This is a genomic window from Rhodanobacter sp. MP7CTX1 (genome assembly GCF_014205795.1).
In the GTDB taxonomy this organism is placed as follows: Bacteria; Pseudomonadota; Gammaproteobacteria; order Xanthomonadales; family Rhodanobacteraceae; genus Rhodanobacter.
In genome coordinates, this window is sequence record NZ_JACHCN010000003.1 from 1 (window position 1) to 25,093 (window position 25,093).

Below are 25,093 nucleotides of genomic sequence, written 5' to 3' on the forward strand. Positions count from 1 at the left end.
TTTAAATTCCGGAGTAAATCTCTGGTTGCTCATTGCACTTCCTCCTATGCTCAAATCATAGGGCCGAAGTGTCTGCCGGAGCCGGGCAAGTCCAATTTTCATAGGTAACTCCAAGGGTATCTAGCTTGCCCATGCCGCGGCCGGTTCGAAGTGCGGGAGGCGACGAACCGACCGCAAGGCAGTTCACTTTGTTACAACGTTCACCGCGACTTCGATATTGCCCTTGACAGCCTTTGAGTACGGGCAGATTTCATGCGCGTCATGAACAAGCTGCTCCGCAAGGTCCTGTGCCATGCCCGGAATGCGGACAGTGAACTTCGCGCCGAGGAACCAGCCGGGACCGGTCTGACCCACATCGACCTGGATATCCACGGAAAAATCGGACGGAAGGCTTACTTTTTTCAGGGACGCTGCGAGGACGAGGGCGGCGAGATAGCAAGAAGACCACGCGCCTGCGAAGAATTGTTCGGCCGTCGGGTGTGTCACCGCACCGATAAATTCATGGCTTTCGCCGCCTACCGCGGACAGTTTGATATCAACGACGCCGTAGTCTCCTTTCTGGGCCTTGGGGTCCTGATTGAGGACGGTATGGGTATAGCCGGTAAAAATTACTTTTTCGATCTTGGTCATGGCACGTCTCTCGTAAGTAATGGGTGTGGTGCGCTTAGTACGAATCGTTAGCCCTTAGTCAAGCCGTGCGGAGCGGCTTGAATCCGCTGCGAAGCTCTTCTGTAAAGAGTGTTGGCTGCTCCCACGCTGCGAAGTGGCCACCCTTGGCGAGTCTGTTGTAATGGATGAGTTTGGGAAACGCCTGCTCAGACCAACTTTTCGGGGCTGGATAGAGTTCGTCGGGGAAGACGCTTACCGCGACCGGGATCTTGACGCCCTTGATGCCAAAGAACGGCAACTTGTTCTCCCAATAGAGACGCGCACCAGAAAGCGCCGTGCCGGTGAGCCAGGTGAGCGTGATGTTGTCGAGCACATCGTCACGAGAAATGCCCGCAGGGTGTCCGTCAAAGTCGCCCGCGATGAGCGTAAGGCTGCGCGCATCATGATCAAGGAAGTACGCCGCGAGGCCAACCGGTGAATCTTCAATGCCGTACAACGTCTGCGGGCGTAATCCCATCTGATATCCGTAGGCGATGCCTTTTGAATATACGAATGCCAGGCGCTCGTAAGCGATCTTTTCGTCAGGTGACAGGCTCGATGGTGCTGGCGCGCCGGAAAAAGCCGCCTTATCGATATCGGCTGGGAAAATGCCAGGCATATTGGTGTGAATGCCGAGCAATTCCGGTGACGCGTGCGCTCCCATCTGCTCGGTGATGATCGCGCCCCAATCCCCACCTTGTGCCACAAACTTTGTGTATCCAAGGCGCTTCATCAGTACGACCCATGCGCGTGCGATGTGGTCGGGGTCCCACCCTGTCGTGCTCGGTTTGCCTGAAAATCCGTAGCCCGGCATGGACGGAATCACCACATCGAAAGCATCGGCTACGCTACCGCCGTGTGCCGTGGGGTTGGTCAACGGGTCGATAATCTTCATCTGCTCGATGATCGAACCTGGCCAACCGTGCGTGATGATGACGGGCAGAGCATTCGGATGCTTCGATCGGACGTGGATGAAGTGAATGTCCAGCCCATCAATTTCGGTGATGAAATTGGGCAGCTTGTTCAGTCGCGTCTCGACGTTGCGCCAGTCGTAATCGGTCGACCAGTAGCTGGCGAGCTTTTGCATCGTGGCAAGCGGCACGCCTTGAGTATGATCCGTGACCGTCTCTTTCTCGGGCCATCGTGTCGCCTTGATGCGACGGCGCAGGTCAGTGAGCTCCGCGTCCGAAAATGTCATATGAAACGGTCGAATGGCCATGTTATCTGCGACTGATTGCTGGGCACCCGCATTCATTGCTTCGCTCCTTTCTGAAAATAAACCGGACATTCCTATCGGGACTGCAGCGATGACCGCCGCCGCAGCGCCGCAAAAGTGTCGACGACTCGGGTCAGATACCTCTGAAATCTCTTTCATGTCGATCTCCTTGGCACCTGTTCGTTGACGTCGATGTGCGCGTGACGGCACACAGGTTGACTTGAATTAAAGGAGAAGAAGGAGGGTGCGTCTATTGAGCAGAGGCTTAGGGATCTACACAGTGGTAAAGATCATCCGCAACCGCGAGCTTGCGTCCCGCTTCGCCGCCTTGAACGCAAGCGAAGGTTGCGAGTCCTGAAGCCCAGGATGGCGAGCGTCCTTCATGGGGGACTGGCAATAGCGAGCAGTGGCCACGCGTACTAAACCTTCGTTTAGCGATTCACCGGAAGACTGAATCGAAAGATCGCGCCGCGGGACTGGGCTGGATCGACCCAAAGGCTCCCGCCGTGCGCTTCTATGATCGAGCGGCATATGGATAGGCCGATTCCCACTCCATCAGCCTTGGTCGTATAAAAGGATTCAAAGATACGTTCGCGATACTCAAGATCGACACCGGGTCCCGAATCGCCCACCGCAACGAGAATCACATCCGCGGGGGCCGACGCGGTGCTGACGGACAGCTGCCGCAATTCGCCATCGATGTTCGCCATGGCCTCGATAGCGTTGATGACCAGGTTCAAGATGACCTGCTGCAGCTGAACCCGATCGCCGTGAACCGGAGGCAGCCCCTTGGTCAGACGCATCTGCACTTCGACGTGATTTTTGGACAGCTCGCCTCGCACGAGTGCGATCACCTCTTCGATCGCGTAGTTCAAGTCGACCCCCTCCTGCCGCGGAGGTAGCTTCTTAACCTGGTCGCGAATCCTGCCAACAATGTTTCCCGCACGATAGGTGTCGCTGACAACACATTCGATGGCCTCGCGTACTTCGCCCAGGTCCCTTTGCTCTGCTGCGAGGAAGCGTAGTGCGGCATTGGCGTTGTTGCGGGCAGCGCCAATCGGCTGAATCACTTCGTGAGCGATGGTTGCCACGAGTTGTCCCATGGTTGCCAGCCGATTTGCATGTGCGAGCTCGGCTTGCAGTTCACGCAGCGTGTCGGTCGCGTGCTTGCGTTCCGACAGGTCGAGCACGAAGGCAACGCCTTCGGTGCCTTCTTCTTCAAAGGCCGCCACGCCGATCAGCACCGGAATCCGGATCCCATCCTTGCGGAAAAATTCCTTCTCGTAAGGCGGTATACGGCCCGTGGACTTCAGTGTGGGCATGCGTTTCCCCCGGTCACCATCAAGCCATTCCGGGGGAGTAAGGTCGGTCCAACGGAGGTGTTTTGAGGCCGGATCTTCGTGGTCATAGCCAAGCATCCGGAGAAACGCTTCATTGGCCTCCAGGATCCTGCCTTGAAGATCCCAGATGAAGATGCCGATGATGTTTGCGTCCACCAAGCGACGTATGCGAGATTCGCGGTTGGCAAGGTCCTGGTAGAGCCGCGCGTTTTCCATGGAAATCGACGCTTCCGACGCGAGCAACTTCAGGATGGCCATCCGAGAGGGCGTGAAAGCATCAGGCGTCAGGTTGTTCTCCAGGTACAGGATGCCGAGGAGCATGGCCTGCTTGAGTATGGGTATACAGAGCACGGAACGCGCGTGGTGGACCCCGACGTAATCGTCCGTGGAGAATGGCCCGTGCCCTGTGGCATCTTGCAGAACCACTATTTCCTTCGTGCGAACAACGTAACGCAACACCGATTCTGGAAGGTTTTCTGCAGTCACCTGCGAGTGACGCATATCCATCGTCACGCCGCCGCCGTGACCGGTTCTGACTTCTGCGACTATTTGATATTCATCTCCCTTGGGAAGGATGAGTAGCCCTCGTTGCGCTCCTGCGTGCTCAAGCGCCGTTCGCATCAAGGTATCGATAAGCTTCTCGAACACCATCTCGCCCGATACGGCTTCGGACACTTTGATCACCGTCGCGAGGTCGAGACGCTCAACCGAGGTCAGGATCGTGCTGGTGGCATCGGATATCGACTTATCCAGCCTGAGCTGCGGGTACCGTTCGTCGAGTTGGCGGACCTTGCCGTCCGCTCCCCAACGAAGGTAACCGTGGCGCGCATCTCGCAGGTAGGCGATCGCGATCTTCTCGAAGCCGCGAGCATCGTAGAAACGCCCGGCCAGTTCGTTAGCGATCGCTTCGTTATGCACGAAGCCGTACTCTTTGGACGAACGAATGGCTTTCTCAAAGAGATCTTGCGCCTCAAGCCATCGTCCTTCGACCCGGGCGAGCTCGGCACCAACCAACGCCGCGCGGTTCTCGAAGGTCGCGGGGTTCAACTCTGCCCATACTTCAATCTGTCGGTGGTGAGCCAGCAGCGCGTCGAGGTGCTCACATCGCTTATCGGCAGAAGCGGATCCATGAGCTGAGGCGTGAGCGAGCGCAGCATAGAGGTGAAAGTCCGCGGTTTCGAACATGCCTGCCGATGTCCACAGGATACGTTGACCGTTCTGGGCGGCGTCGACTGCTGATGCGATGTCGCCGACGATGAAGCGAGCCTGCAGTTTTCGCGTCCAATAGTAGAACTCGGCAAAGACCAGGTTTGGGTTGCCCGCTAAACGATGCTCGGTGTCGATCTCGCCGTAACCAGGGTGATCCAGGCTACCCAACATGGGCGAAACACCGCGAAGGGTTTGGATGAGCCCGAGCTGCGATTCACAAAGTTCGATGACAAGGCCAAATCGAGCCATTCTGGCGAATACCAGACCGTTTTCGGCCTCAGATTGAACTTCGGCGAGAGGGTCCCCAACGGCCAGGCAGATGGTGATCAGCTGGTCCCAGCTATAAGCGGCAAACGTGAGGTCCCCTATACGATGCGCCGCATCGAATGCGCGGCGCACCAACTCGCGACCGTTCGCGACGTGGCCCTCCCACGGCATGACCATGGCGCCCACCGACATGTATGTTCGAGCCTGGTAACGCGTCAGTCCGCGCTTCTCCACCAGATCGTAGCCAAGCTGGCCAAACCGAAATCCGTCTCGATAGTTGCCGAAACGCGGGCCAGCGAACATGGCAAGCCAAACATAGGCGAAGCCCGCCGCATCTGAGTTACCGTGTTCCAGACTAAGCGTCACCAGGCGACAGACAATGAGCGATGACAGGTGCTCGTCAAAGAGAGTGGCCGGCGTAACGATCTCGGTGAAGACGTCCAGGGTGTCGAGGACGCAGGGATCCGTTATCAGAGGCATGTCCAGAAGCTCTTCGATCTGTCGATCGCCGAGCAAGGTCCAAATACGGTCGTATTCACGCGTCGCGTCTTCACGGCTTGGGCGATTCGACCAGTCAGTACCCTGTCGACGTAGCCAGTCCAGGAACACATCTACGCTACGGTCGCAGCGATCAAGGGTGGTGTATAGCGTGAGCCGTAAGCGTGTGGCCAAGCAAAAGTCGTGGCGATAGTTCGTTCGCTCTGCCAGCCGTTCGAGCCGGTCCTCCGCTGACGCCATGTCAGCAGTAAGCAGCTCGCATTCGGCCATGAGGTATTCGATCTGGAAGACGAGTCCGTAGCTCTGCTCCCACGCCTCATCGCTAAGCAGCGTTCGACCGGCTCGAAGGTACTTTAGCGCCGAAGCATACGCTGTCGAAGTTTTTGCTCGCCTTCCCGCGATGAGATTGAACTCTGCGACTCTCGCCCGCACCTCGGACGAGGCGATTAGGCGTGAGCCTCGATTGAGTTGATTGACGATTTCGAATATCGCCTCCTCACGTTCTTCGGGCGGAATGTGCTCAGCCAGCAGCATGCCGATTCTTAGATGAGCCTCGGCACGCTTACTCTCGGGGATAAGAGAATATGCTCCCTCTTGCACCCGGTCGTGAAGGAAATGGTACGAATTCTCCGATCTGAAGATCAGCCCGGTCCGAACGGCTTCCCACAGATGTTGGTGCATATCTTCGATAGACGATTGATATACCTTTTGCAGCATGCCGAACTCGGCGCTATTGCCCATGCATGCAAATTGCTGCATTGCCTTCTGCGTATCGATGGGAAGGCGAGTCAGCTTTGCGATCATCAGCTCGACGACGTTGTCTGTGTAGCCTTTGGCGCGGATGCGATCCAGGTTCCATGACCATCGTCTCTCGGCGTGATCAAAGGCAAGCAACCTCTCATCGGCGAGGGCAGAAATGAATTGAATGGCGAAGAAGGGGTTGCCGCTTGTCTTTTCATGGATCAACTGCGCAAGAGGCGCCGCGCCTTCCATCCCGCAGTGGAGTGAGTCGGCAAGCAGACGACCGAGGTCGTGGCGGCTCAAGGGAGCCAGGACGATGTCCTGCAGTACGGCGCCGGCCTGGCGGATCGCGTCCAGCTTGCGCACCAATGGATGGGTGGCACTGACCTCGTTGTCTCGATAGGCGCCGATGAGCAACAAGTGTTTTAGATCCGTGCGAGTCAGCATGTCCTCGAGCAAATCGAGAGTAGCCGCGTCAAGCCACTGCAAGTCGTCGAGAAAAAGTGCCAGCGGATGCTCAGGTCGGGCGAAGACGCTTATGAATCGCCGAAATACGAGCTGGAAGCGACGTTGCGCATCTTGTGGTGGCAGTTCGGGTACGGGTGGCTGCTCGCCTATGATGTGCTTTAGCTCCGGAACGAGATCCACCATGAGTTGACCATTTGGATCAAGCGCATCACAGAGCAAATCGCGCCACCTGCTCAGATCATCTTCTTTCTTGCTGAGTAGCGGCCGGATAAGACTCTGGAAGGCTTGGGCCAGCGTGGCGTACGGGATGTCGCGCTTGTACTGGTCAAACTTGCCCGCGGCAAACAGCCCGCGGGGAGGAACCAGTGGTTTGTGCAGCTCGTTGACCACGGCGGACTTGCCGATGCCAGAGTATCCGGAGACGAGTACCAACTCGGGTCTTCCGCCGGCAACGATGCGGTCGAACGCGTTGAGAAGGGTGTCGAGTTCACGGTCACGACCGTAGAGCTGCTCCGGGATCATGAGCCGATCGGGCATGTCCTGAGTGCCCAGTTCGAAGTCGCTTATACGACCGTATTCATCCCACTCGCAGAGGCAGCGTCGAAGATCACTCTCAATGCCGGCCGCTGTCTGATATCGCTCTTCGGCAGTCTTGGAGAGCAGTTTCATGGTGATGGCAGAGATGCATGCCGGGATGCTCTCCAGTTGCTCGCTTGGCCTCTTCGGTTCTGTCGCGACGTGACAGTGAACCCATTCCATGGGGTCGGATGCCATGAACGGAAGACTGCCGGTCAGCATCTCGTAGAACGTCACCCCAAGGGAGTAAAGGTCGCTACGGGAATCAACCGAGCGGTTTACCCTTCCAGTCTGCTCGGGTGCCATATAAGCGAGCGTTCCGGCGATGAATTCCGGAGGCTCGGGCGCTTGCCGCTCTCGGGGCAGGCGAGAGGCAATGCCGAACCCAGTCAGCCGGACCTGCCCAGTCGCAGGATCCACAATCACGTTTGCCGGCTTGATGTCTTTATGGATGAGGCCGCTGCCATGGAGGTGGCCAAGCGCAGCCGCAAGGGACGCCGCCACCCGCAAAAACCACCCAATTTCCATAGGGTGACGCATCAGCCGGTTTAGGGGCTCGCCCTTTTCGTAGTCGACAACCAGCAGGATGCGTCCACGTTCACGGACGAGGTCCAAGGGGCGCAGTGCCCAGTCGGAGTCGAGGTAATCCTTGAGCTGAAATTCGTGCGTCATGCGGCTGAGGACCTCACCTGCCGAATGCTCGTCGTCGCCAGGGAGAGGTATGAATGCGTACGCATCGCTCCCACCCTCACCGCGCCCTGTTCTACAGAACGCGCGTTCGGCGTCTTCCCATAGCACCTCAAGGGATCCATTTTCCCAACCGGCGCCTAGCAAGGAAGAAGCCTTCATCTGCCTGTTACCGTCAGTGATTCGAAAGCACTGTAGGGTTTTGTGAGCTACGCGGAATGTTTGGAATTCGGGGCCAGCATGCTCGCGATCGGCACCGGTTGGCTGACCGTCATCTTCCTTCGCCTCGTGCCGCAAAAGTAAATCATTCGTTGTCTATGTCGGAGCGCTACCGCGGGCAAATGCAGAGCGTAAACAGCCAATGAGATGGCTCTCGTCCAGCGGCTTGTAAAGATAACAATCGACGCCCTCGGCCAGCAGTTGCTCGCGAACCCGGTCATCGGGGTAAGCCGTCACCAGGATAGTCGGAATCGGTTGCCCCTTCTTGATCAGGTGACGGTAAAGATCAATGCCCGACATTGAAAGCATATGAATGTCCGCGACGAGACAGGCGGTGGCCGAGATCTTGGGGGAGGCAAGAAATTCGAGGGCGGAAGGAAACACCGCGACAGCGTAGCCAAGCGACTTCAGCAGCCTTCGCATGGAGTCGCGAAAGGACTGGTCGTCGTCAACGATGGAGATCAGCGATCGCTCAGACAATGGAGGCTCCAACACGCCTATCGCAGCCGGTACGCCGCGCCCAAGGGCGCGGTTCGGTAACGCTTCTTGACGCAAGCATAGCGCTGCCGGGAGCGTCGGGCTCTAAACCTTGGTTTAGGTAGTTCGGCGCTCCGCAGGCCAATGGTTGGACTAGACTTCCCTCGCACGGGGACTACGACGAACTGCAGCAGATGGCTGCGATGGAAGTGAGGTGCGTTCCGTGGACCTTGGGTCGCGAACGAAATCGGTGTCGGTGGCAAATTCGGGCGGTCACGTGTTGGTCGTCGATGACGATGAACCCTTTCGTGCCTCGCTCGGACGGTTACTGCGGTCCATGGGTCTGCAGACCCACCTCTTTGCGTCGATCGCCGATTTTCAGGGAGCGGAACTGCCCGATGCTCCTAGCTGTCTTGTGCTCGACGTGCGGTTACCTGGGCAGAGTGGTCTGGATTTCCAGAAAGACGTTGCCGCAAAAGGCATAGGTCTACCGATAATTTTTATCACCGCATACGGTGATATTCCGATGACTGTGCAAGCGATGAAGAGGGGCGCCGTGGAGTTTCTCGCCAAGCCGTTCCGCGATCAGGATCTGCTTGACGCAGTAAATCTTGGCCTTGCCCGCGACCGCGCGCGGCGCGAGAAGGACGAAACTCAGATCGCATTGAGGGCGCGATTGGATGTATTGACGCCGCGTGAGCGCGTGATTTTGTTTGAGGTTGCGAAGGGTCGCTTGAACAAGCAGATAGCCGCTGACATCGGCATTAAGGAGGCCACGGTGAAGGTTCATCGCTGCAACATGATGCGCAAGGTCAAAGTTGCATCGCTCGCCGAACTTTGCAGGATGGTAGATAAGCTGAAGTTGTTGCCGAAGGACTCAGAGGAGATTTCCTAGCGCTTCGCGGAAGATCATCCCAAGGGTGGTCTGATCGCCGTGTACGCTGACCTGAGGACTTTACGAATTTTTATAGCCAAGACGTTCCCGCAGTCGTGGCGTTACGAAGTCAAGGAATGCGCGCAGTTTGAGCGGTACGTGGCGTTGTTTCGGATACACCAGGCTTGCAGGCATGGGCGTTGGTTCGAATGCCTCAAGCAACCGGACCAGTACCCCTGACTTCAGTGGATCGAAGATTTGGTCCGATAGGACGCGGGCGATGCCGGCGTCGGCGATGGCAGCAATGACGGCTGCCTCCGCCGAATTCACAGTGAGGCGAGAGGATACTTGGACCACCTGAGAGGTTTGGCCCGAACGAAACTCCCATTTGTCTGCGGCGGAATATCCGTCGTAGGTAATGCAATCGTGTGAGGCAAGATCGATCGGCTCTTTTGGCATGCCGCGCGATTTCAAATAGGCGGGACCAGCGCACAGCACGCGGCTGATAAGTGCGATGCGTGTGGCGATCATGTCGCTATCGGGAAGTTCGCCAACGCGCACGGCGACGTCGACATGTTCCTCCAGCAAGTTTGCAACGCGGTCGCTCAACTGGATGCGAGCGCGAATCTCCGGATACGCGTGCAGAAACTCCACCAGCACGGGAACTACATGATGACGGCCAATGACCTGTGGCGCGCTAATGATCAGCTCTCCCTGGGGCGCTCGATATTCGCCCGTCGCCGTGCGCTCGGCTTCCACGATGTCTTCCATGATGCGGCGACACGAGGTGACGTAATCGCTGCCAGCATCGGTCAGGGTGAGCTTTCGCGTGCCTCGCAACAACAGACGGACCTGGAGGTGTTCTTCCAATTCCGATACACGACGGCTGACGGTGGCCAGCGGAATGTGCAGTTGGCGACTGGCTGCGGAAAGACTGCCTGTGTCTACCGCTGCCAAAAGGATCGTCATGGCTTCAAATCGGTCCACAGCCTCTCACCGGTGGAAGGATGCCTACCGAATTTACCGTCTAGTGGGCGGATCTGGAAGGGCCTAATTTCTCTCCCCGTTCCCGGCCCGCGCAAAAGACCAGTTCCACTCGGCAGCGACCGGCACTTCTTCCCACTAGGAGACACGCCATGTCTAAGACCACATATCCCGCCAATCGAACTGCCTACCTGCTGGTCGATCCGTACAACGACTTCCTGTCCGATGGTGGCAAGGTGTATTCCTTCATCAAGCCGATTGCCGACGAAGTCGGATTACTCGACAACCTGCGCAAGCTTGACCGCGAGTTGCGCGACCACGGCGTTCCCGTCTTTTTCGTTCCGCACCGCCGCTGGGAGCCGGGCGACTATGAAGGTTGGGACCACCCCAATCCCAACCAGGTGAAGGTATCCCAGCGCCACCACTTCGCACGCGGCGAATGGGGTGGTGAATGGCATCCGGACTTCACACCGAAGGCGGGAGACACCATCGTGCATGAGCATTGGGGTTCGAGTGGGTTCGCCAACACCGACCTCGACTTCCGCCTGAAGCAGAAGGGCATCACGCACGTCATCGTCGCGGGCCTTCTGGCGAATACATGCATTGAGTGCACGGCACGCTATGCAAGTGAGATGGGCTACCACGTCACACTGGTCCGCGATGCCACGGCGGCGTTCAAGCCGGAGATGATGCACGCCGCGCATGAGCTCAATGGCCCCACTTTCGCACACTCGATCGTGACGACGGACGAGCTCGTCGCGAACCTGACCAAGTAAGCGAGCGACGGCCATGACACATCGACTCTTCTTCCTCGACCAGTCCCGAGGCGCAGTAATAACCGCCCGGGAGGACGGCAGCGACCTTACGGTCCTGGTCGATGGCTGCCCCCACCCGGATGGCATTGTGGTGGATGGCGAGGCCGGCTACCTGTACTGGACGAACATGGGGCCGACCTTCGAGGACGCGAACGGATCGATCGAACGCGCGCGACTGGATGGCAGCGAGCGCACGACCATCGTTGCCGAAGGCGCGACGCGCACGCCCAAGCAACTTCGCCTCGACATGGCAAACGGCCATATCTATTGGTGTGATCGGGAAGGTATGCGAATCATGCGGGCGAATCTCGACGGCACTTCAGTCGAGGCGTTGGTGGTAACCGGTGATGCAGAGGTCCATCGCGGCGATGCGACACGTTGGTGCGTAGGCATGGCGCTCGATCTCGACCGGCGTCAGGTGTACTGGACACAGAAGGGGCCACCCAGTGGCGGCCATGGCCGCATCTTCCGCGCGCCGATGGATAGACCAAGCCGTCCGTATGCCACTTCGGAAATTGAGCTTCTGATCGACAACTTGCCTGAACCAGTCGACCTCGAGTTCAACACGGGCGGCGACAGTCTCTACTGGACCGATCGCTCTCGTGGTCCAGGCGGCGGCAGCGCTTACCGCGCCCGAATTGATCCAGTCACTGGCGCCCACAGCACACCTGAGGTGCTTACGATGGGTCTGGATCAGCCTATTGGTCTGGCACTCGATCCCGATACGAACCGCATGTTTGTGGCCGACCTCGGCGGCAACATCCAGGTCGGTTATCTCGACGGCCGGCGCTGGAGTCGACTGATCTCGGGATCCGGAAGATTCACCGGCATCTGCATGCTCTAACTCTTAAAAGGCCCGCCAACTAAGCCGCGCATCGCGTGCTTTGCGGCAACAACTTAAAGGTGACTCATCATGAAACTGACAGGCAAGCTATTTATCGGCGCCAGCGAAGTCGCGGCGACCGAAGGAACCATGAAGGCGCTTAATCCCGCGACGAACCAGGTTATCGAGCCGGAGTTTGCGCTCGGTGGATTGGCTGAAGTCGATAGGGCAGCCTTGCTCGCCGACGATGCGTTCGACAGCTACAGCCACACTTCACTCACAGAGCGCGCTCAATTCCTCGAGCGTATTGCAGACAACCTGGATGCCGTGCGCAAGGAACTGGCCGCACGCGCATCGCTGGAAACTGGCCTTGCCGAAGCACCACTCGAAGCCGAGGCAGCTAAAGCGGCGACACAGTTCCGCCAATTCGCGGATGTGGTACGAAAGGGCCGCTTCCTGCAACTCTCCATCGATCCCGCACTGCCGGAACGCCAACCCCGGCCACGCATGGATCATCGCCTCCAGAAGATGGCGATTGGCCCGGTAACGATCTTCGGTGCGAGCAACTTTCCCATCTCCTATTCAGTGGCGGGTGGTGACACGGCGTCCGCGCTGGCATCGGGCGCAACGGTGATCCTGAAAGCCCACAACGCCCATCCCGGCGCATCGGAAATCCAGGCGCGCGCTATCCGCAATGCGGTGCGCGAGAGCGGGCTGCATGAGGGCGTCTTCTCCATGTTGCGCGGCGAAGGCAATGCGATCGGCGAAGCACTGGTCGATCATCCGCTCGTCAAAGCAGTGACGTTCACCGGCTCAGAGGTGGGTGGGATGGCCCTCTATCGACGCGCGCAACGGCGCCCGGACCCCATCCCGGTATTCACCGAGATGACAAGCGTCAACCCCACCTTCATTCTTCCCGCTGCGCAGGCAGCGCGAGGGGCAGCGATTGGCGATGGTTTCGCGGAACGAATGCTAGTCAACGTGGGCCAGGCATGCCTCAAGCCGGCCATTCTTATTTCCATCGAAGGCCCGGGTTTCGATGCGCTGCGTGATGCCATGGCCGAGCGCGTTGCCGGTGCACCGGCGCGCACTATGCTCACACCGGGTATTCACTCGGCCTATGAGCGCGGCGTCACGAGGTTGGAAGGCGAAGGGGCCTGCCGTGTCGCCGAGGGCGGCACATCACAAGCGGCCTTCGATGGACAGTCAGTGCTGCTCGAGGTTGATGGACAGGCTTTTTTGTCCAACGCGGCGTTGGCGGAAGAGGTCTTCGGTCCGGCTGCGTTGCTAGTGAAAGCCCGCAATGAGGAAGAGCTATTGGCCATCGCACGCTCGCTCCGCGGACAGCTCTCTGCAACCATGCACCTGGAGCCCGGTGATACGGCGCTGGCTCGTCGCCTTCTGCCTCTGCTTGAGCGTCGCACCGGACGTGTGGTCGTAAATGCCTTCTCCCATCCGCAGGAGGTCTCCTTCGCCTCCATCCATGGCGGACCCTTCCCGGCGACCTCGGACAGCCGCTTCACCTCGGTCGGCATGACATCGATCGAGCGGTTTCTGCGGCCGATCAGCTACCAAGGCTTTCCGGACAACCTGCTGCCAGAGGCGCTACGCGACGCCAACCCTTTGGAAGTGCCGCGCCTGGTGGACGGCCAGTAAGTCGTAAGCGCTTAGTGATTGCAGGATCTAACCGGGCAGCGAGGCTTTTCAACCATGGATACTTCCCTCAAACAGCTGAAAATCACCCGCGAGAACAGCGCGTACTGGCGCGTGACCTTCGATAATCCCCCCATCAATCTGCTCGATGCGGCCACGGTGCCCGAGCTACTGAACCTCATCGAACTCATGGAGTCTGATCCGGATCTGCGTGTGATTGTTTTCGACAGCGCGAACCCCGAATTCTTCATCGCGCACTTCAGCGCCTCGGCCGGGCTCGACACGATAGTCACGCCCCGGCCGAACGGTCTCTATCCGTGGGTCGACTTCGTCGACCGGCTGTCCAGGGTTCCGGTGGTGACGGTTGCAGCGATCCGTGGGCGGGCGCGGGGCGTAGGCGCCGAATTTGCGCTGTCCTGTGACATTCGTTTTGGCAGCAGGGAGAAAGCTATCCTGGCGCAGATCGAAGTCGGGGTTGGCCTTTTTCCGGGCGGCGGTGCGTTGGAACGATTGCCTCGTCTGGTCGGGCGAGGGCGCGCGCTGGAAGTCATCTTGGGAGCGGACGACTTTGATGCGGTGACGGCCGAGATGTACGGATGGCTGAACCGCGCTGTCCCCGACGCAGAGTTTGAGGGTTTCGTCGACGCATTTGCTCGCCGAATCGCGTCCTTCGATAAGCAAGCTCTTTCGGAGGCCAAGCGCCTTCTCAATGCGCATTATGATGAGCCGTCATCCGCGTCAGTCAACGAATCCCAGCAGGCCTTCTTTGGCGCCTATCGTTGGCCAGGCGCGGCAACGCGTGCTCCCAAACTTGCGGCGCTTGGTGTTGGCCGTTATAGCGATCTTGAGCTGAACTTTGGTCGCTACCTAAGTCAGCTCAACGACGGCGCGAGCGCGAAGTAATGGACTTCCCCGGAGATGATGGCACTTCCAGCCTATGTTTATGTCAGTCGGGAGCCTGAACTACTTTGGTTCGTCAAAGTTCTTGGCCATCGGGTGCCAGACAGCAATCGTTATGACGACTGGGAGTCCCTTGACCTAACGCTTCGCTCGCATCAGAGAAACGAGGGGTTTATCGTGCGTAGGGACCGTCCGTAGGGAATGTCTGAACAACTCGGCGCGCGAGGCCGCCTGATTGGTGTCAGCTCACCTCTGGTGCCATCGGCGCCGAGTTCTGAAATCCAGGGCGACGATCATCGGGTTGCGCATCAGTGTCCTCGTTGCCTGCCCGCCCGCAGGACGGTATCGGCCGAAGTTCAATTCGAAGTCGCTCGGAGCACCGTAACCCATACTGCCGACCTTGGAACGGCCTGCGTGCTGGACCATGCGAGGATTGAGAAGAACATGTCGATGCTCGACTAAAGCTCGGCTGCTGTCCGCGTCCAGAACTGATTGATCCATGCCTTCGCCGCGACCAACGTTTCACGGTCGAACGAGGCCAGACGCCGGAGGAGCGCATCGACAAACGAGTCGAGGTCGTCATCGTCCAGCGTGGGGCTCACCCAGCGGGTGTCTTTCCACTTTCGGGGCGTCCGTAGGATTAGCCGGTCCAGGGCCATTTCTTGCAGTCGCGCCGGCGAGGCATCGACCACAGCGATGGTGACAGCGCCCATCAGAGCCGCCGCATCACAAGGGCAGTCCCTTCCCATCCTGCTCGCGGATGAGGTACTCCGCGTACCAGTCCGGCCAATTCTCATCGCGCTGGCCGCCGGTACGCTTCTCGTGCTCGCCGTGCGCAGCCTCCGCCCGCCGCAGCGCAGCCGCGAGATCCGCCGATGAGGTGAATGTCGTGACATCCGTGTCGATGCGGCCGGGTGCTCGATGGGTGAGTTCCTGGAACAGCCAGCCATTGCCGTCCGGATCGTTGAACGAGGCGAACGAGCGGTAGCTGCTACGTTCGGGATCCGGACCGCTAACCCGGACCCTCCCGAACAGGTAAGGCTCGTCCTGGCCGGCGTACACGCCAGCGGCGTCGTGGAATACTTCGCTGATCTCCACGCCGCGACCGACCAGTTCTTTACGAGCTGCCTCGACGTCGGAGACGATCAGGTAGAGGCCCTGGGCGGATCCGGGGGTGGCCGCGGTGACGTTCTTGCCGAAGATGACTGAGCACCCGGAACCGGGCGGGGTGAACTGAATCACGCGGAAGTAGCCATCCTCTGAAGGGTAATCAGCGTCTAACCGCCACCCCAGGCCACCGTAAAAGCGCTTGGCGCGATCAACGTCCGAAACAGGGATGACGATGATCTCGAGCTTCATATCCACACCCCGTGCATGCGGGGTTTCAACTGCAGCGCTGCTCATCATGTGGACCTCCGATAGCTTGGGCCGCAACGCGGCCTTTGAGATTGACGACAACAAAGCTTGGTAAACGGAACCGGGCTGTGAAACGTCAACGAGACCAGGGTGGCGTGCAACCCGTACTCGCTACGCCGCATCTCTTGGCGCCGGGTCGGCCGTGACGATCGGGCGGGCATGGACGGCGCTTGGCTGCCCATGCCCGCCCCACTTTACTCCGAGATCAGATGCGTGGCATGGGTGACGGTCCCACCGGCGCGCAGGTTTGCAGCGACGAACGCGGTTTCGGCATGCTCCACTTTGGTGGCCCGGCCTTAAACGCCTCCCCCCTGTGGGTTTCGATGCAATAGGGGCACTGCGTGGTCAGCGCCACCGCCATCATCTCCACTTCTTCGGGATCGCGCCGTCGCCGGGAGATCTCTGTTTTTGCCTGGATCAAGTTTAAGGGGAGTCGACAGGGCGAGGAGGCCTACTCGTTTTCGCGGAAGCAAGGGCGTGCCACAATCGTTAGTGGCTCTGTATACGTCTCCTGTAATCACTATGGAGTTACTTCGCTAAAGTTTCTGAACTGTCTGCCGATCCATGTGTGAAGGTAAATGGAGTGGACATGTCAAAGGTATTTGAGGGCCATGTCGCTCGAGTTTCGCCCTGTTTCGGATCAATCTGATGCCCTACACAGAAGATTTCCGCTCCGCCGAAGAAAGGTCACGTCGTTTGGGCCTGGCTGTTCCCGCGTATGCATTTGAATCAGAACGTCGGTGGCTCGATGCCACTGCGCACGCTCAGTTTCCTTACATCGTACGTGGGGGCTTGGGTGAATTGGACTTCAGCGACGTTGTGGGTCAGTGCTTGGCCATTCACTATCGTCTGCTGCCAGTGATTCAAGAATGGCTTGGCTGCCCTGTTCTTTACACAAACGGTTGGGTCGACGACGGCACTGAGAATGGGATGTTCCGTTTCGATGAGATGTTCATCGAAGATAGACTACGGACCTATCGCACTGGAGGGCTAGTCAACATCCATGCGTGGCTAACATTGCCCAGTATGGAAATCATCGATGTATCACTAGCGACCAGTATGGCGGTACTGCAAGGATTGCCAAGCGGGCACGGTGGCGTGATTGCCATGCATGGGGATCAGACACGAGGGTTTAGCTACAAGCCAATGCTTGTTGGCTTAGATTTTCTGCATAAAACTGGTATGGCAGGATCTCGCGACGACGGTCGTGCAGCATGTAGTTACGTGCTGGCTGGAAGGAAGTAAACCGGTCTAGACGGGCCGGTACTCGCGACACATGGCGTTTGGGCAGCCGGCGTCGGCTCACAATGTCTCTTGCCCAACTTTGACTACATTGAATCGGTGGACCTTCGCAACTCGCTGCAAGGCGATTACGAGGAAATGCAAAAAGCCGCCAAGGTGGGAGCTTGGAAGAGCGCCCAGGTCATGGCTGGTAGCATCGTCGAATGCTTACTTGTCGATTATCTGCTTTCGAAGCCCGACGGGCCGCCCGGAAAGAATCCCCTAAAAATGGACCTCGCCGAAGCCATTGCTGCTTGCAAGGAGGATGGCGCAATTTCCGACCGAACGGCGGATCTGTGCGCTGTCGTCCGGTCATATAGAAACCTGATCCACCCAGGCCGAATGATTCGACTCGAAGAGAAGGCGCCAAACCGCGCGTCCGGTGAAATCGCGGTTGCACTGATCGAGCTGATCGTTGACGACATCGCGCAAACCAGAAGAGACACGGTAGGTCTGACTGCTGAGCAGATTCTCCAGAAGATCGAGAAAGATTTCCAAATTCAGTCGATATTGAGGCACCTTCTTGACGAAGTGCGGGAGGCTCAGCGCGTCAGACTTCTCACTGACCTTCTCCCCAAAGCACATCGGGCCCATCTAGGGTATTTCGAAGGTCAAGAGGTAGCGAAACGCATCGAGGCAGCCTTTCGAACGATATTTGAGTCGCTTTCCGCTTCTCGGAAAACGGAAGTAGCTGATCGCTTCGCGCGTTTGCTGCGGGAAGAGGATGGTGAAGTTATTGCGACCTACCGAATGGCTTTCTTCAAGGGGTCCGACCTGGAGCACCTGAGTCCGCAACACCTCGCGATCGTCAAGGAGCATATCTTCGGATCGATCGGTAACTTGCTCAGAGACGAAGACTTAGCTGTCCTCGCCGGGATCGGCAAATTTCTAGTACCTGAGGACGCACGGCGCTGGTTCGGGCCAATCATGTTATCGATTCTGTCGCCGAGCATCGAACAACAATTGAAGAAGAAGGCAAGGATCATAGCGATTGAAACGATAGCCCAGTCTGACTATGCCTTCTGGCAGGCCGCTGACAGGGTGGCGGCATCATGGATCAAGGCATACGAAGAGCGTGGAAAGTCCGACACCGTGGATCTTATTCAAGGATTCAGGAGCGACCTTGATGATTCGATTCCCTTCTGATCATGAAGCGATAGGTTGGCAACTGATCAGGAAAAGTTCGCACGATCGTGGTGGGCTTGCGCAGCGGCATGCGGGCAACTTCTCTCCCCCTCATTGTGGTGGCAACCCACCTGTCACCGCGATCCACGCGGAGCGGGTGTAGTGCTCGATTTCCGAGTCTGAGGTCAATCGGTCGAGCAACAGTTTCATTTCGTGCTGATCGGAACCGGGCCGCAACGGCCCGGATTGGCGCTCGATCGCCAACACTGCTATAGCGAGCGCCTTTTTCACCAAATGCAGATCTCGTAATTCGATATTCGCCATAGCGCATCCTCGATCCACGAAGAGGCAAAGAGAATAGCGCGACCGGCCAGTGAGCACCTCACGCGAGTGTGCATCAAAGCTGGATCCCCGCATTCAAGTTCGCCCGCTCAAATACTCGTAGTTGTTTACCGTCACGTAGTAGCAGGAAGGAACGTTCGTAGCCAGGAAACCAAAGCGTACTCGCTTATCTTCCGAAAATATCTCACTGGGCGAAGGCGCCTGTCAGATGGCTGGCTGGATACATCCCCAAACTAAGAGGATTGGTCGAGCCTCAAGGGGTGCCCAAGGTGAAGAAGAAAGCGGCGGGATCCTTGCGGGCCGTCGGCAAGCGCTTTGTGTTCTTTGTCGACGATATCGACCGATTGACACCCAATGAAGCCCTGGACTTTTCCGAGAGATCGAGGCTCTCGGTGATTTCCCAGAGGTGGTTTACACCCAACCTCAAAACTGCACTCCAGTCTCCCATTTCATCCTTAAATCGATGTTGGCGGTGACCGTCGCGAGTTGAGTCGCTGCATGGACTGCTTGCATGCAGTCATGTGCGTGGCAGACGGTTGATCCAGGTTCATGCACCAATTGGTTACGGAGCTTGCGAAGTGTGTCCACCAGGTCGGCAATCTTGGCAGGAATCAAGCCGGTGTCACGGAGTTCATTGACCATTTTGCTGACTGGAATGGGGCGGCCGTTTTTTTGTGACCGAGGGCCAAAGATGGCCTTGACGGAAGACTCGATAACGAACCATAGAAGTGTGAAGGAGACCTTGTAGTCGTTGTTCTTGTAGGCTGTCTTCGCTTTTGCAATGAACGATAGTCTCTTCACCAAATCGGCGTCTTTCGACACGAAAGTAAAACTATCTAGGGCGTCTACAATCACCGATCTCTTGACCACGCGCCAAAGCGCCAAGTCATCGAGTGTCTCATTGGTGGTCAAAGGCGTCTTCATTCCGCCGGCTATCCATGCAGTCAGATCGCTTCGTGCGCGCAGAGGCGACCAGCGTCGAGGATATCTTCGATTAACCACCGAGCCGTCCAGGAAGCCGACTCTACAGGTATCAGAGATCGACACTGCATCGGCTAAGGCCTCCTGCGAAATCGTGCATTTGAGTGATTCAGACTCGATAAGAAGTAGCAAAGTGTTCGCGTAGTCCAAGTGCTCATCCCACCACTGGACAGACTCGTTGAGCTTGTTGGGGTCGCCCATGTTAGGTATGGATGTCGCTAGATGGTCCATTCTCAGAAGAACTAGGCCATCGATACACACCGACGTCCCCCCGCTTTCAGTAGCGGAGCGAATTAGAGTCCGGGATTACTGTAACTGTTTTGCATAGGCGGCAGGCGTCAGTCCGCCGAGTGCTTTCTTGGGTCGTTCCTCGTTGTATTCCCGACGCCAGCTTTCGATCTCGGTGCGTGCGTGTAACAGGCTGGGAAACCAGTGCTCGTTGAGGCATTCATCGCGAAAGCGGCCATTGAACGATTCGATATAAGCGTTCTGGTTGGGCTTGCCTGGTTCGATCAGGCGAAGCTGCACGCCACGTTCGTGTGCCCAGGTGACCATGGCCTTGCCGCAGAACTCTTTGCCGTTGTCGCTGCGAATGACTTTGGGCAGGCCGCGACTGAGCGCAAGACGATCCAGCACGCGCGCCAGGCCCATGCCGGAGATCGCCCGTTCAACCTCGATAACGACTGCCTCGTGGGTGGCATCGTCGACCACGGTTAGGCACTTGATGACACGAGCATCCGCCGTGCGATCAAACACGAAATCCATCGACCATACCTCGTTGGGTGCCGACGGCCGCAACAGCGGTTGCCGCTCAGCTACTGGCACTTTCTTCCGCTTGCGTCGGCGCACCTGCAGCTTCGCTTCCTGGTACAGACGCTCCACGCGTTTGTAGTTCACCAGCAGTCCCTCCTGTCGAAGCTTCAGGTAGATCATCCCCACGCCGTAGCGCTTGTGCCGCTGTGCCAGGGCCACGATCCGTTGTCGAAGATCCTCGTTACCATCCGGGCGCGTCTCGTAGCGATACGCACTGGCACTCATGCCCACGATCGCCAGCGACCGGCGTTCGCTCAAGCCCTTGTCCACTATGTGCCGCACCAACTCGCGTCGAGCCGGTGCGCTCACCACTTTTTTCGCAACGCTTCCTTGATGACCTCGTTCTCGAGCACGTGCTCGGCGAGCAACTTCTTCAGCCGCGCGTTCTCCGTCTCCAGCTCCTTCAGGCGCTTGGCATCGGGCACGCTCATCCCGCCAAACTTGCTGCGCCACAGGTAGTACGAGGCCTCGCTGAAGCCGTGCCGGCGGCACAGCTCCTTCACCGGCATGCCGGCTTCCGCTTCGCGCAGGAAGCCGATGATCTGTTCTTCGGTAAACCGCTTCTTCACGTCCAATCTCCTTGGGTTGAGGGATTGGACTCCAAATCGCTGTGCTACTCAAAACCGGGGGGACGTCGACACAAGTGCTTTAAACGTGTCGTTTACTGTTTGAACGGCGATTTCGGGAATTATTCCTGCTAGACGGTGTGCGCTTTGAAAGTTGTAGGGGTCAATCGCCTCATCGACCCAAAATCCTTCAGATGTATAGAAGCCAACAAACGTTTCCATTTGCTTTAGCTGGGCATCCATTCGCTCTTTGGTCATACTGCCGAGCCCGTTCATGTCCATTCGGTTTTGATCCGCATGTGTGTTCATTTTCTGGGCGTGTGCCAGGCGACGTCCGTCTGGAATTGAGTAGCACGAAGCATTAGAGGTCCTACCTCACACTTGAGGAGATCGGACGTGAAGAAGTATTTTTCGGAAGGACGTAGCATCTAGAACGGAAGCTTTTCGATTCGCGCATACCTCGCAAATTTGATCGCGCCGTGTGCCCAAGGGTCTCTGCGGGTCATGGCTCGCTGCAACGCTTCTTTTCCGCTGAAAATCCAAGTCGGTAGCGTCGGGCGTATTCCCTGTTCCCACCGGCTATTGCACTCCTTAAGAAATGCTTGCATGCGGCCAGTGATGGTGTCGTTCGACGCTAGTTGTACGTCGGGCTCATAGCGAAATTTCGGTCGATATCGGAGGAATAGTGGGCACTGAGCAAGTGGCAGCGCTATCGCTGGTATGGTCGCAGCGGGAAAGCTGGATTTACGAGGCAAATAGTGGGGGCCTAGGTCGAGGAGTCGCCCCGAGGACTCGACCCAGAAATGCGACGGCAGCGCTAAATCGCTTCCTTGCCCGAAGCCCTGAAAATTTGCTTGCCGGCCGTCCTTCGAGACGACGAATGCAAGAAAATCACCTCCAACAATACGGGCGTCGAGGCCCAATTGTCTGAGTAGTGAGGAAAGACCGAAGGCGGCGTACACGCATCGTGCATCGTAGTCATCTGGGAACAGCTCACGCAGCATGCTATCAATGAGACCCATGCAACTCGCTATCTCGTTCGAAGCTTCCTGGCTCATCGTTTCAATTCCTTTAGCGTGCTGGTGGGGCAAACATGGCGGTTTCGCTTGTGCCACGGCCATACCCCGACGCTGTGGCGAGTTCGGTGCGGCTTGTAATCTTAGGCGAAAACTAGTCGGGCAAGAGTGGCTTCCCCCCCACGAGTCCCTGTGCTGGCATTGATGCGCGAAGAGTTGAAGTTTCGATTCAACGTCAGTGCATACGAGGCCGCGCAGAAAAAGACGGCCGACCACGCCAAAAACCAGGTTGGCCCGACGCTCGACGCAATGCGTAAAGGCGCGTCCTCCCAGCAAGGCTGAGCCTTGCTCAAGGCCTCGGACGACACAGAAGTTCCCCGTGTGCAGTAGCAGCCGGCTCTAACAATCCTGTTTCGGAAAAATGCCTGGGCATTTGGGCCTCATAGTCGGCGTTCGTGGCTGACGGCTTTGCCGGCGCGTAACACTACCGCTGGGCTTGGGCAGCACAAGTAACTAAACTCGTACCTGTCGAAACGCGGAAATTGCGTCTCTCAGAGGTGGCCTCCTGAGACTGATGATGGCGGGCTGTACACATGCGGTTTTTGGCCCCACGGGTTTCCTGCTGGGGTTTGGGGTTACCGAAGTGATCGCTCTTCTATCTGAAATCACAAAGGAGGATATGCGCATGGTCCAAAAGGCAGCGGTATCGAGTGGGAGGCGGCTGTGGTCATACGTCAAAAGTTCTACCAGGCGCTTCATCGCGTTTTGGGAGGCTCACCTTCCTTACAGGCAACACAGACAAACCTGCTGATGAGCTTGTGCAATTCAAGCGAAAAGGGCCTGAGAGCGGTGCCTAACAATTCTAGGCGAACGGTCGCGTCGCCGCTCAGTTCCACCACTATGTCCCGCAACCGATGACCGTCGCGTTCAAAATTCTTGGCCACCTTATCGACGAAGCAAATGCCGCTCGCGCGCATTTTCAAGTGTGGTGGGCGTTGCGCAACCTGGCGTTGCCAGAGTTTTACGACACAATGAATGATTCCAAGTATGTCCAGTTCTTCCATGCTTCGAATTCTGGCCATTACAAGCTGGTGTTCGTTGCTCTAGGTAAGATTTACGACAGTGACACCCGCGCCGCTGGCATAGCTGAGTTGAAGAGCGCCTTACGAGCCGAGGGGCGAGCTGACGTGGCGGATAAGGTCCAGCGGGACTTGGCCTCAATGAACGCGCATGTGCAACGCATCCTCGGGATTCGCAACCGCACCGTGCTGCACAACGAACATGCTCTAGAGCGGGCTATTGTCTATGAGATGCATGGCATTCAGCCAGACGAAATATGGGAGTTGATTGACGCGACGTCAGAAGCCTTTAACGTAGCAGCTGAGGCTCTTGGGCACTCGTTCCGCGTCTCTGCAAGCAAATCTTACGAGGCGGCTACACTCGCTATGCTCGAACAATTGCAACGTGGCGGCGCCTAACTGTGCGCTCAGGACAGGAAACGCCGCTTGGTTAGCGCCCGGAGCGGACATAACGAGAAGCTTTTCGAATCACCATACTCTGGCTATTGAAATAGAAATTGAAGGGCTCTTTGGCATTGTCGAAAAGCCCCTTGGAGCTCAAGCCAACGGCAAGTTTGCGATTCCTGGAGTGAGCTATCCCGCCTGACGCTTCTGCGGGCAGCTAGCTCAGCGTTGAGGGATTGGTGGCTGCCATCCAGTCACTGGTCCGACGTGAACGCTGATGCCGTATGCAAATTGATGCTGATGATATGGAGATCCGCGGTAGAGAATTGCGTCGACCTCTTGGGCGAGCTCTCGATAAAGCTCGTTGTCCGTCGCGCAGGAATACAAAAGCGCAATGCGCAGTTTTTGAGGCCCGCTTGAGGCGGCGACCTTGACATATAGCGAACGATCGTCTGGCTCACCAATCTCGACGCTCCAGCCTGCGTTTCTTAAAGGTCGCACCAGATCGTCAATGCATTCCTGCTGAAGCACGGCTTTTCGTAGCAAGACGCCGTCGTCGGTAGGCATTGCAGGTACCAGCCTGCCATGCTGGCGATAATTTTGTTGTTCGATTTGCTTTACTGCCATTTGGGCCTGCGCTTGCAACATCGCCTGCTGCCATAGAAGCCTGCCGTCCTCATCCATGCCAGGGAATATAAGCGGCACCTGATTGGACTCATCGTGCCATGACTCGATCACCCCAAGTGTTGCAATAGCCACCACAAGACGCGAAAAATTTGACGGCTTCTGCCAGTCCATTGATGCGCCGTGTGCGAACAGGTGTCGGTTTAACCAAGTGAGGCCGTCATACTCGCCGGTACGGCGAAAGAATGAATTCTCGAGCCACCGCCGGAAGGTTTGAAATACAAAGACTCGTTCGTCCTGCACGTAAAGGTAATCTTTTTCGCGGTACTCGGATGGAACCCACATGTCACCGAAGTGCGATCTGGCTGCCAACATGCATGCCCGATCAATAATTTTGTCGACCTGCTCGAGAACAGGTTGCCCTGCGGCTTCGCTCGATATGCGACTGACCGCGCCTTCCATCACCGGAATCAGCGCCGCAATGCTGGAGGCCCTGTGCCCTGAATAGAACGCGAGATAGGCTTCCCGTGCGATCGGGGCAAATACCGAAAGCGATCGAGACTGAGGCAAGAATTGCGCGATGCACACTGCCTGAAACGGTAACGTGTAGATCGTTGATGTGTGATATTCAAACAATCGCAGCGCGTCCTCTTTGGAACGGTGCTCAATCGCCTGAAGTAGCTCATTGACCTTCCCCTGGGGAACCCAGAGAGGTGCAAACCACTCGACTTTTTCCCACAGGCTTGCGATCCGGTCCAAATGGACTTTGTGGGCGACCCATTGCGGGTCACCAGTTGCCGCAACTTTCGGAAAGCAGGCTATTCCCTCGTCCGACTGCAGAACAACTGCGGGAGTGGGCCGGAAGATGCCAACACTACGCTCCGAAACATCGAGCACTTTGATTTCCATCTGGTGGGCCCAGCCAGAGACCAGGTCCGCCTGAAGATCATTCAAGCTCGGCAGCGCCATAGCACGCCGCCAGAGTCCGGGAAATTTCGATCGACTCTCTTCGCCAGTCATTTCCGTCCAAATGCCGAGTTCGTCTTTCATGATCATTTGGACAGATTTGTC

General features: G+C 57.5%; 21 protein-coding genes and 1 pseudogene. 9 read left to right on the forward strand and 13 right to left on the reverse strand.

Annotation, left to right across the window (positions count from 1 at the left end; translation table 11 throughout):
* Window positions 1–183: 183 nt before the first annotated feature.
* The 4 genes from HDE77_RS04775 to HDE77_RS04790 form a co-directional block, all read right to left on the reverse strand.
* A complete protein-coding gene (locus tag HDE77_RS04775; protein ID WP_184416034.1) occupies window positions 184–630 on the reverse strand; it encodes an Ohr family peroxiredoxin in 447 nt (148 codons plus the stop codon).
* Between the two features lie 58 nt (window positions 631–688).
* Window positions 689–2,023, reverse strand: coding sequence for an epoxide hydrolase family protein (locus tag HDE77_RS04780; protein WP_184416035.1), 1,335 nt, complete (start codon window positions 2,021–2,023; stop codon window positions 689–691).
* 272 nt (window positions 2,024–2,295) lie between these two features.
* Window positions 2,296–7,812 carry an ATP-binding sensor histidine kinase gene (locus HDE77_RS04785; protein ID WP_184416036.1) on the reverse strand — a complete coding sequence of 1,839 codons (5,517 nt, stop codon included), beginning with the start codon at window positions 7,810–7,812 and terminating at the stop codon, window positions 2,296–2,298.
* 153 nt (window positions 7,813–7,965) lie between these two features.
* Complete coding sequence (locus HDE77_RS04790; RefSeq protein ID WP_184416037.1) at window positions 7,966–8,349, reverse strand: response regulator; 384 nt, start codon at window positions 8,347–8,349, stop codon at window positions 7,966–7,968.
* 247 nt (window positions 8,350–8,596) lie between these two features.
* Between HDE77_RS04790 and HDE77_RS04795 the strand changes: the two genes are divergently transcribed.
* A complete protein-coding gene (locus HDE77_RS04795) occupies window positions 8,597–9,241 on the forward strand; it encodes a response regulator (protein ID WP_343206064.1) in 645 nt (214 codons plus the stop codon).
* 60 nt (window positions 9,242–9,301) lie between these two features.
* Here the strand turns inward: HDE77_RS04795 and HDE77_RS04800 are convergent, their stop codons facing one another.
* Complete coding sequence (locus tag HDE77_RS04800; protein WP_343206060.1) at window positions 9,302–10,207, reverse strand: LysR family transcriptional regulator; 906 nt, start codon at window positions 10,205–10,207, stop codon at window positions 9,302–9,304.
* Between the two features lie 149 nt (window positions 10,208–10,356).
* On the opposite strand from HDE77_RS04800, the gene HDE77_RS04805 reads away from it, so the two are divergent.
* The 4 genes from HDE77_RS04805 (at window position 10,357) to HDE77_RS04820 (ending at window position 14,398) form a co-directional block, all read left to right on the forward strand.
* The gene (locus HDE77_RS04805; RefSeq protein ID WP_184416038.1) at window positions 10,357–10,980 is read left to right on the forward strand and encodes an isochorismatase family cysteine hydrolase; all 624 of its coding nucleotides are present in this window, start codon (window positions 10,357–10,359) and stop codon (window positions 10,978–10,980) included.
* Between the two features lie 13 nt (window positions 10,981–10,993).
* Complete coding sequence (locus HDE77_RS04810; protein ID WP_184416039.1) at window positions 10,994–11,863, forward strand: 3-hydroxyacyl-CoA dehydrogenase; 870 nt, start codon at window positions 10,994–10,996, stop codon at window positions 11,861–11,863.
* 69 nt (window positions 11,864–11,932) lie between these two features.
* Window positions 11,933–13,498, forward strand: coding sequence for an aldehyde dehydrogenase (NADP(+)) (locus HDE77_RS04815; protein ID WP_184416040.1), 1,566 nt, complete (start codon window positions 11,933–11,935; stop codon window positions 13,496–13,498).
* 54 nt (window positions 13,499–13,552) lie between these two features.
* Window positions 13,553–14,398: an enoyl-CoA hydratase/isomerase family protein gene (locus tag HDE77_RS04820; protein ID WP_184416041.1), complete on the forward strand. Its 846-nt coding sequence runs from the start codon at window positions 13,553–13,555 to the stop codon at window positions 14,396–14,398.
* Window positions 14,399–14,853: 455 nt separating this feature from the next.
* On the opposite strand, the gene HDE77_RS04825 is transcribed toward HDE77_RS04820, so the two are convergent.
* A complete protein-coding gene (locus HDE77_RS04825; protein WP_184416042.1) occupies window positions 14,854–15,108 on the reverse strand; it encodes a hypothetical protein in 255 nt (84 codons plus the stop codon).
* 13 nt (window positions 15,109–15,121) lie between these two features.
* Window positions 15,122–15,802, reverse strand: a complete 681-nt coding sequence (locus tag HDE77_RS04830; RefSeq protein ID WP_221444129.1) for a VOC family protein — start codon at window positions 15,800–15,802, stop codon at window positions 15,122–15,124.
* Window positions 15,803–16,459: 657 nt separating this feature from the next.
* On the opposite strand from HDE77_RS04830, the gene HDE77_RS04835 reads away from it, so the two are divergent.
* The gene (locus HDE77_RS04835; protein ID WP_184416043.1) at window positions 16,460–17,056 is read left to right on the forward strand and encodes a hypothetical protein; all 597 of its coding nucleotides are present in this window, start codon (window positions 16,460–16,462) and stop codon (window positions 17,054–17,056) included.
* A 69-nt stretch (window positions 17,057–17,125) separates the two neighbouring features.
* Window positions 17,126–18,238 carry a hypothetical protein gene (locus HDE77_RS04840; RefSeq protein WP_184416044.1) on the forward strand — a complete coding sequence of 371 codons (1,113 nt, stop codon included), beginning with the start codon at window positions 17,126–17,128 and terminating at the stop codon, window positions 18,236–18,238.
* 90 nt (window positions 18,239–18,328) lie between these two features.
* Here the strand turns inward: HDE77_RS04840 and HDE77_RS04845 are convergent, their stop codons facing one another.
* The 5 genes and pseudogenes from HDE77_RS04845 to HDE77_RS04865 all read right to left on the reverse strand — a co-directional run bounded on the left by HDE77_RS04845 (window position 18,329) and on the right by HDE77_RS04865 (window position 21,977).
* Window positions 18,329–18,541 (reverse strand): hypothetical protein, encoded by a 213-nt coding sequence (locus HDE77_RS04845; RefSeq protein ID WP_184416045.1) that lies wholly within the window; start codon window positions 18,539–18,541, stop codon window positions 18,329–18,331.
* 441 nt (window positions 18,542–18,982) lie between these two features.
* Window positions 18,983–19,741 carry a DUF4145 domain-containing protein gene (locus tag HDE77_RS04850; RefSeq protein ID WP_184416046.1) on the reverse strand — a complete coding sequence of 253 codons (759 nt, stop codon included), beginning with the start codon at window positions 19,739–19,741 and terminating at the stop codon, window positions 18,983–18,985.
* Window positions 19,742–19,846: 105 nt separating this feature from the next.
* Window positions 19,847–20,922 (reverse strand): annotated as a pseudogene (locus HDE77_RS04855) (IS3 family transposase).
* Window positions 20,923–20,970: 48 nt separating this feature from the next.
* A complete protein-coding gene (locus HDE77_RS04860; protein WP_184416048.1) occupies window positions 20,971–21,201 on the reverse strand; it encodes a hypothetical protein in 231 nt (76 codons plus the stop codon).
* Window positions 21,202–21,347: 146 nt separating this feature from the next.
* Window positions 21,348–21,977 carry a hypothetical protein gene (locus HDE77_RS04865; RefSeq protein ID WP_184416049.1) on the reverse strand — a complete coding sequence of 210 codons (630 nt, stop codon included), beginning with the start codon at window positions 21,975–21,977 and terminating at the stop codon, window positions 21,348–21,350.
* Between the two features lie 150 nt (window positions 21,978–22,127).
* On the opposite strand from HDE77_RS04865, the gene HDE77_RS04870 reads away from it, so the two are divergent.
* Both HDE77_RS04870 and HDE77_RS04875 read left to right on the forward strand, forming a co-directional pair.
* Window positions 22,128–22,277, forward strand: coding sequence for a hypothetical protein (locus HDE77_RS04870; protein ID WP_184416050.1), 150 nt, complete (start codon window positions 22,128–22,130; stop codon window positions 22,275–22,277).
* A gap of 572 nt (window positions 22,278–22,849) precedes the next feature.
* Window positions 22,850–23,413 carry a hypothetical protein gene (locus tag HDE77_RS04875; RefSeq protein WP_184416051.1) on the forward strand — a complete coding sequence of 188 codons (564 nt, stop codon included), beginning with the start codon at window positions 22,850–22,852 and terminating at the stop codon, window positions 23,411–23,413.
* 207 nt (window positions 23,414–23,620) lie between these two features.
* On the opposite strand, the gene HDE77_RS04880 is transcribed toward HDE77_RS04875, so the two are convergent.
* Window positions 23,621–25,072, reverse strand: coding sequence for a hypothetical protein (locus HDE77_RS04880; RefSeq protein WP_184416052.1), 1,452 nt, complete (start codon window positions 25,070–25,072; stop codon window positions 23,621–23,623).
* Window positions 25,073–25,093 lie beyond the last annotated feature (21 nt).

Bases quoted from the DNA above. Each gene is read 5' to 3' on its own strand.
- HDE77_RS04860 (WP_184416048.1), bottom strand. From the start codon at position 21,201: ATGGACATGAACGGGCTCGGCAGTATGACCAAAGAGCGAATGGATGCC.
- HDE77_RS04780 (WP_184416035.1), bottom strand. From the start codon at position 2,023: ATGAAAGAGATTTCAGAGGTATCTGACCCGAGTCGTCGACACTTTTGC.
- HDE77_RS04850 (WP_184416046.1), bottom strand. From the start codon at position 19,741: ATGGGCGACCCCAACAAGCTCAACGAGTCTGTCCAGTGGTGGGATGAG.
- HDE77_RS04825 (WP_184416042.1), bottom strand. From the start codon at position 15,108: ATGGGCGCTGTCACCATCGCTGTGGTCGATGCCTCGCCGGCGCGACTG.
- HDE77_RS04865 (WP_184416049.1), bottom strand. From the start codon at position 21,977: ATGAGCCAGGAAGCTTCGAACGAGATAGCGAGTTGCATGGGTCTCATT.
- HDE77_RS04805 (WP_184416038.1), top strand. From the start codon at position 10,357: ATGTCTAAGACCACATATCCCGCCAATCGAACTGCCTACCTGCTGGTC.
- HDE77_RS04875 (WP_184416051.1), top strand. From the start codon at position 22,850: ATGACCGTCGCGTTCAAAATTCTTGGCCACCTTATCGACGAAGCAAAT.
- HDE77_RS04815 (WP_184416040.1), top strand. From the start codon at position 11,933: ATGAAACTGACAGGCAAGCTATTTATCGGCGCCAGCGAAGTCGCGGCG.
- HDE77_RS04810 (WP_184416039.1), top strand. From the start codon at position 10,994: ATGACACATCGACTCTTCTTCCTCGACCAGTCCCGAGGCGCAGTAATA.
- HDE77_RS04835 (WP_184416043.1), top strand. From the start codon at position 16,460: ATGCCCTACACAGAAGATTTCCGCTCCGCCGAAGAAAGGTCACGTCGT.
- HDE77_RS04820 (WP_184416041.1), top strand. From the start codon at position 13,553: ATGGATACTTCCCTCAAACAGCTGAAAATCACCCGCGAGAACAGCGCG.
- HDE77_RS04880 (WP_184416052.1), bottom strand. From the start codon at position 25,072: ATGAAAGACGAACTCGGCATTTGGACGGAAATGACTGGCGAAGAGAGT.
- HDE77_RS04775 (WP_184416034.1), bottom strand. From the start codon at position 630: ATGACCAAGATCGAAAAAGTAATTTTTACCGGCTATACCCATACCGTC.
- HDE77_RS04845 (WP_184416045.1), bottom strand. From the start codon at position 18,541: ATGGCGAATATCGAATTACGAGATCTGCATTTGGTGAAAAAGGCGCTC.
- HDE77_RS04830 (WP_221444129.1), bottom strand. From the start codon at position 15,802: ATGATGAGCAGCGCTGCAGTTGAAACCCCGCATGCACGGGGTGTGGAT.
- HDE77_RS04785 (WP_184416036.1), bottom strand. From the start codon at position 7,812: ATGAAGGCTTCTTCCTTGCTAGGCGCCGGTTGGGAAAATGGATCCCTT.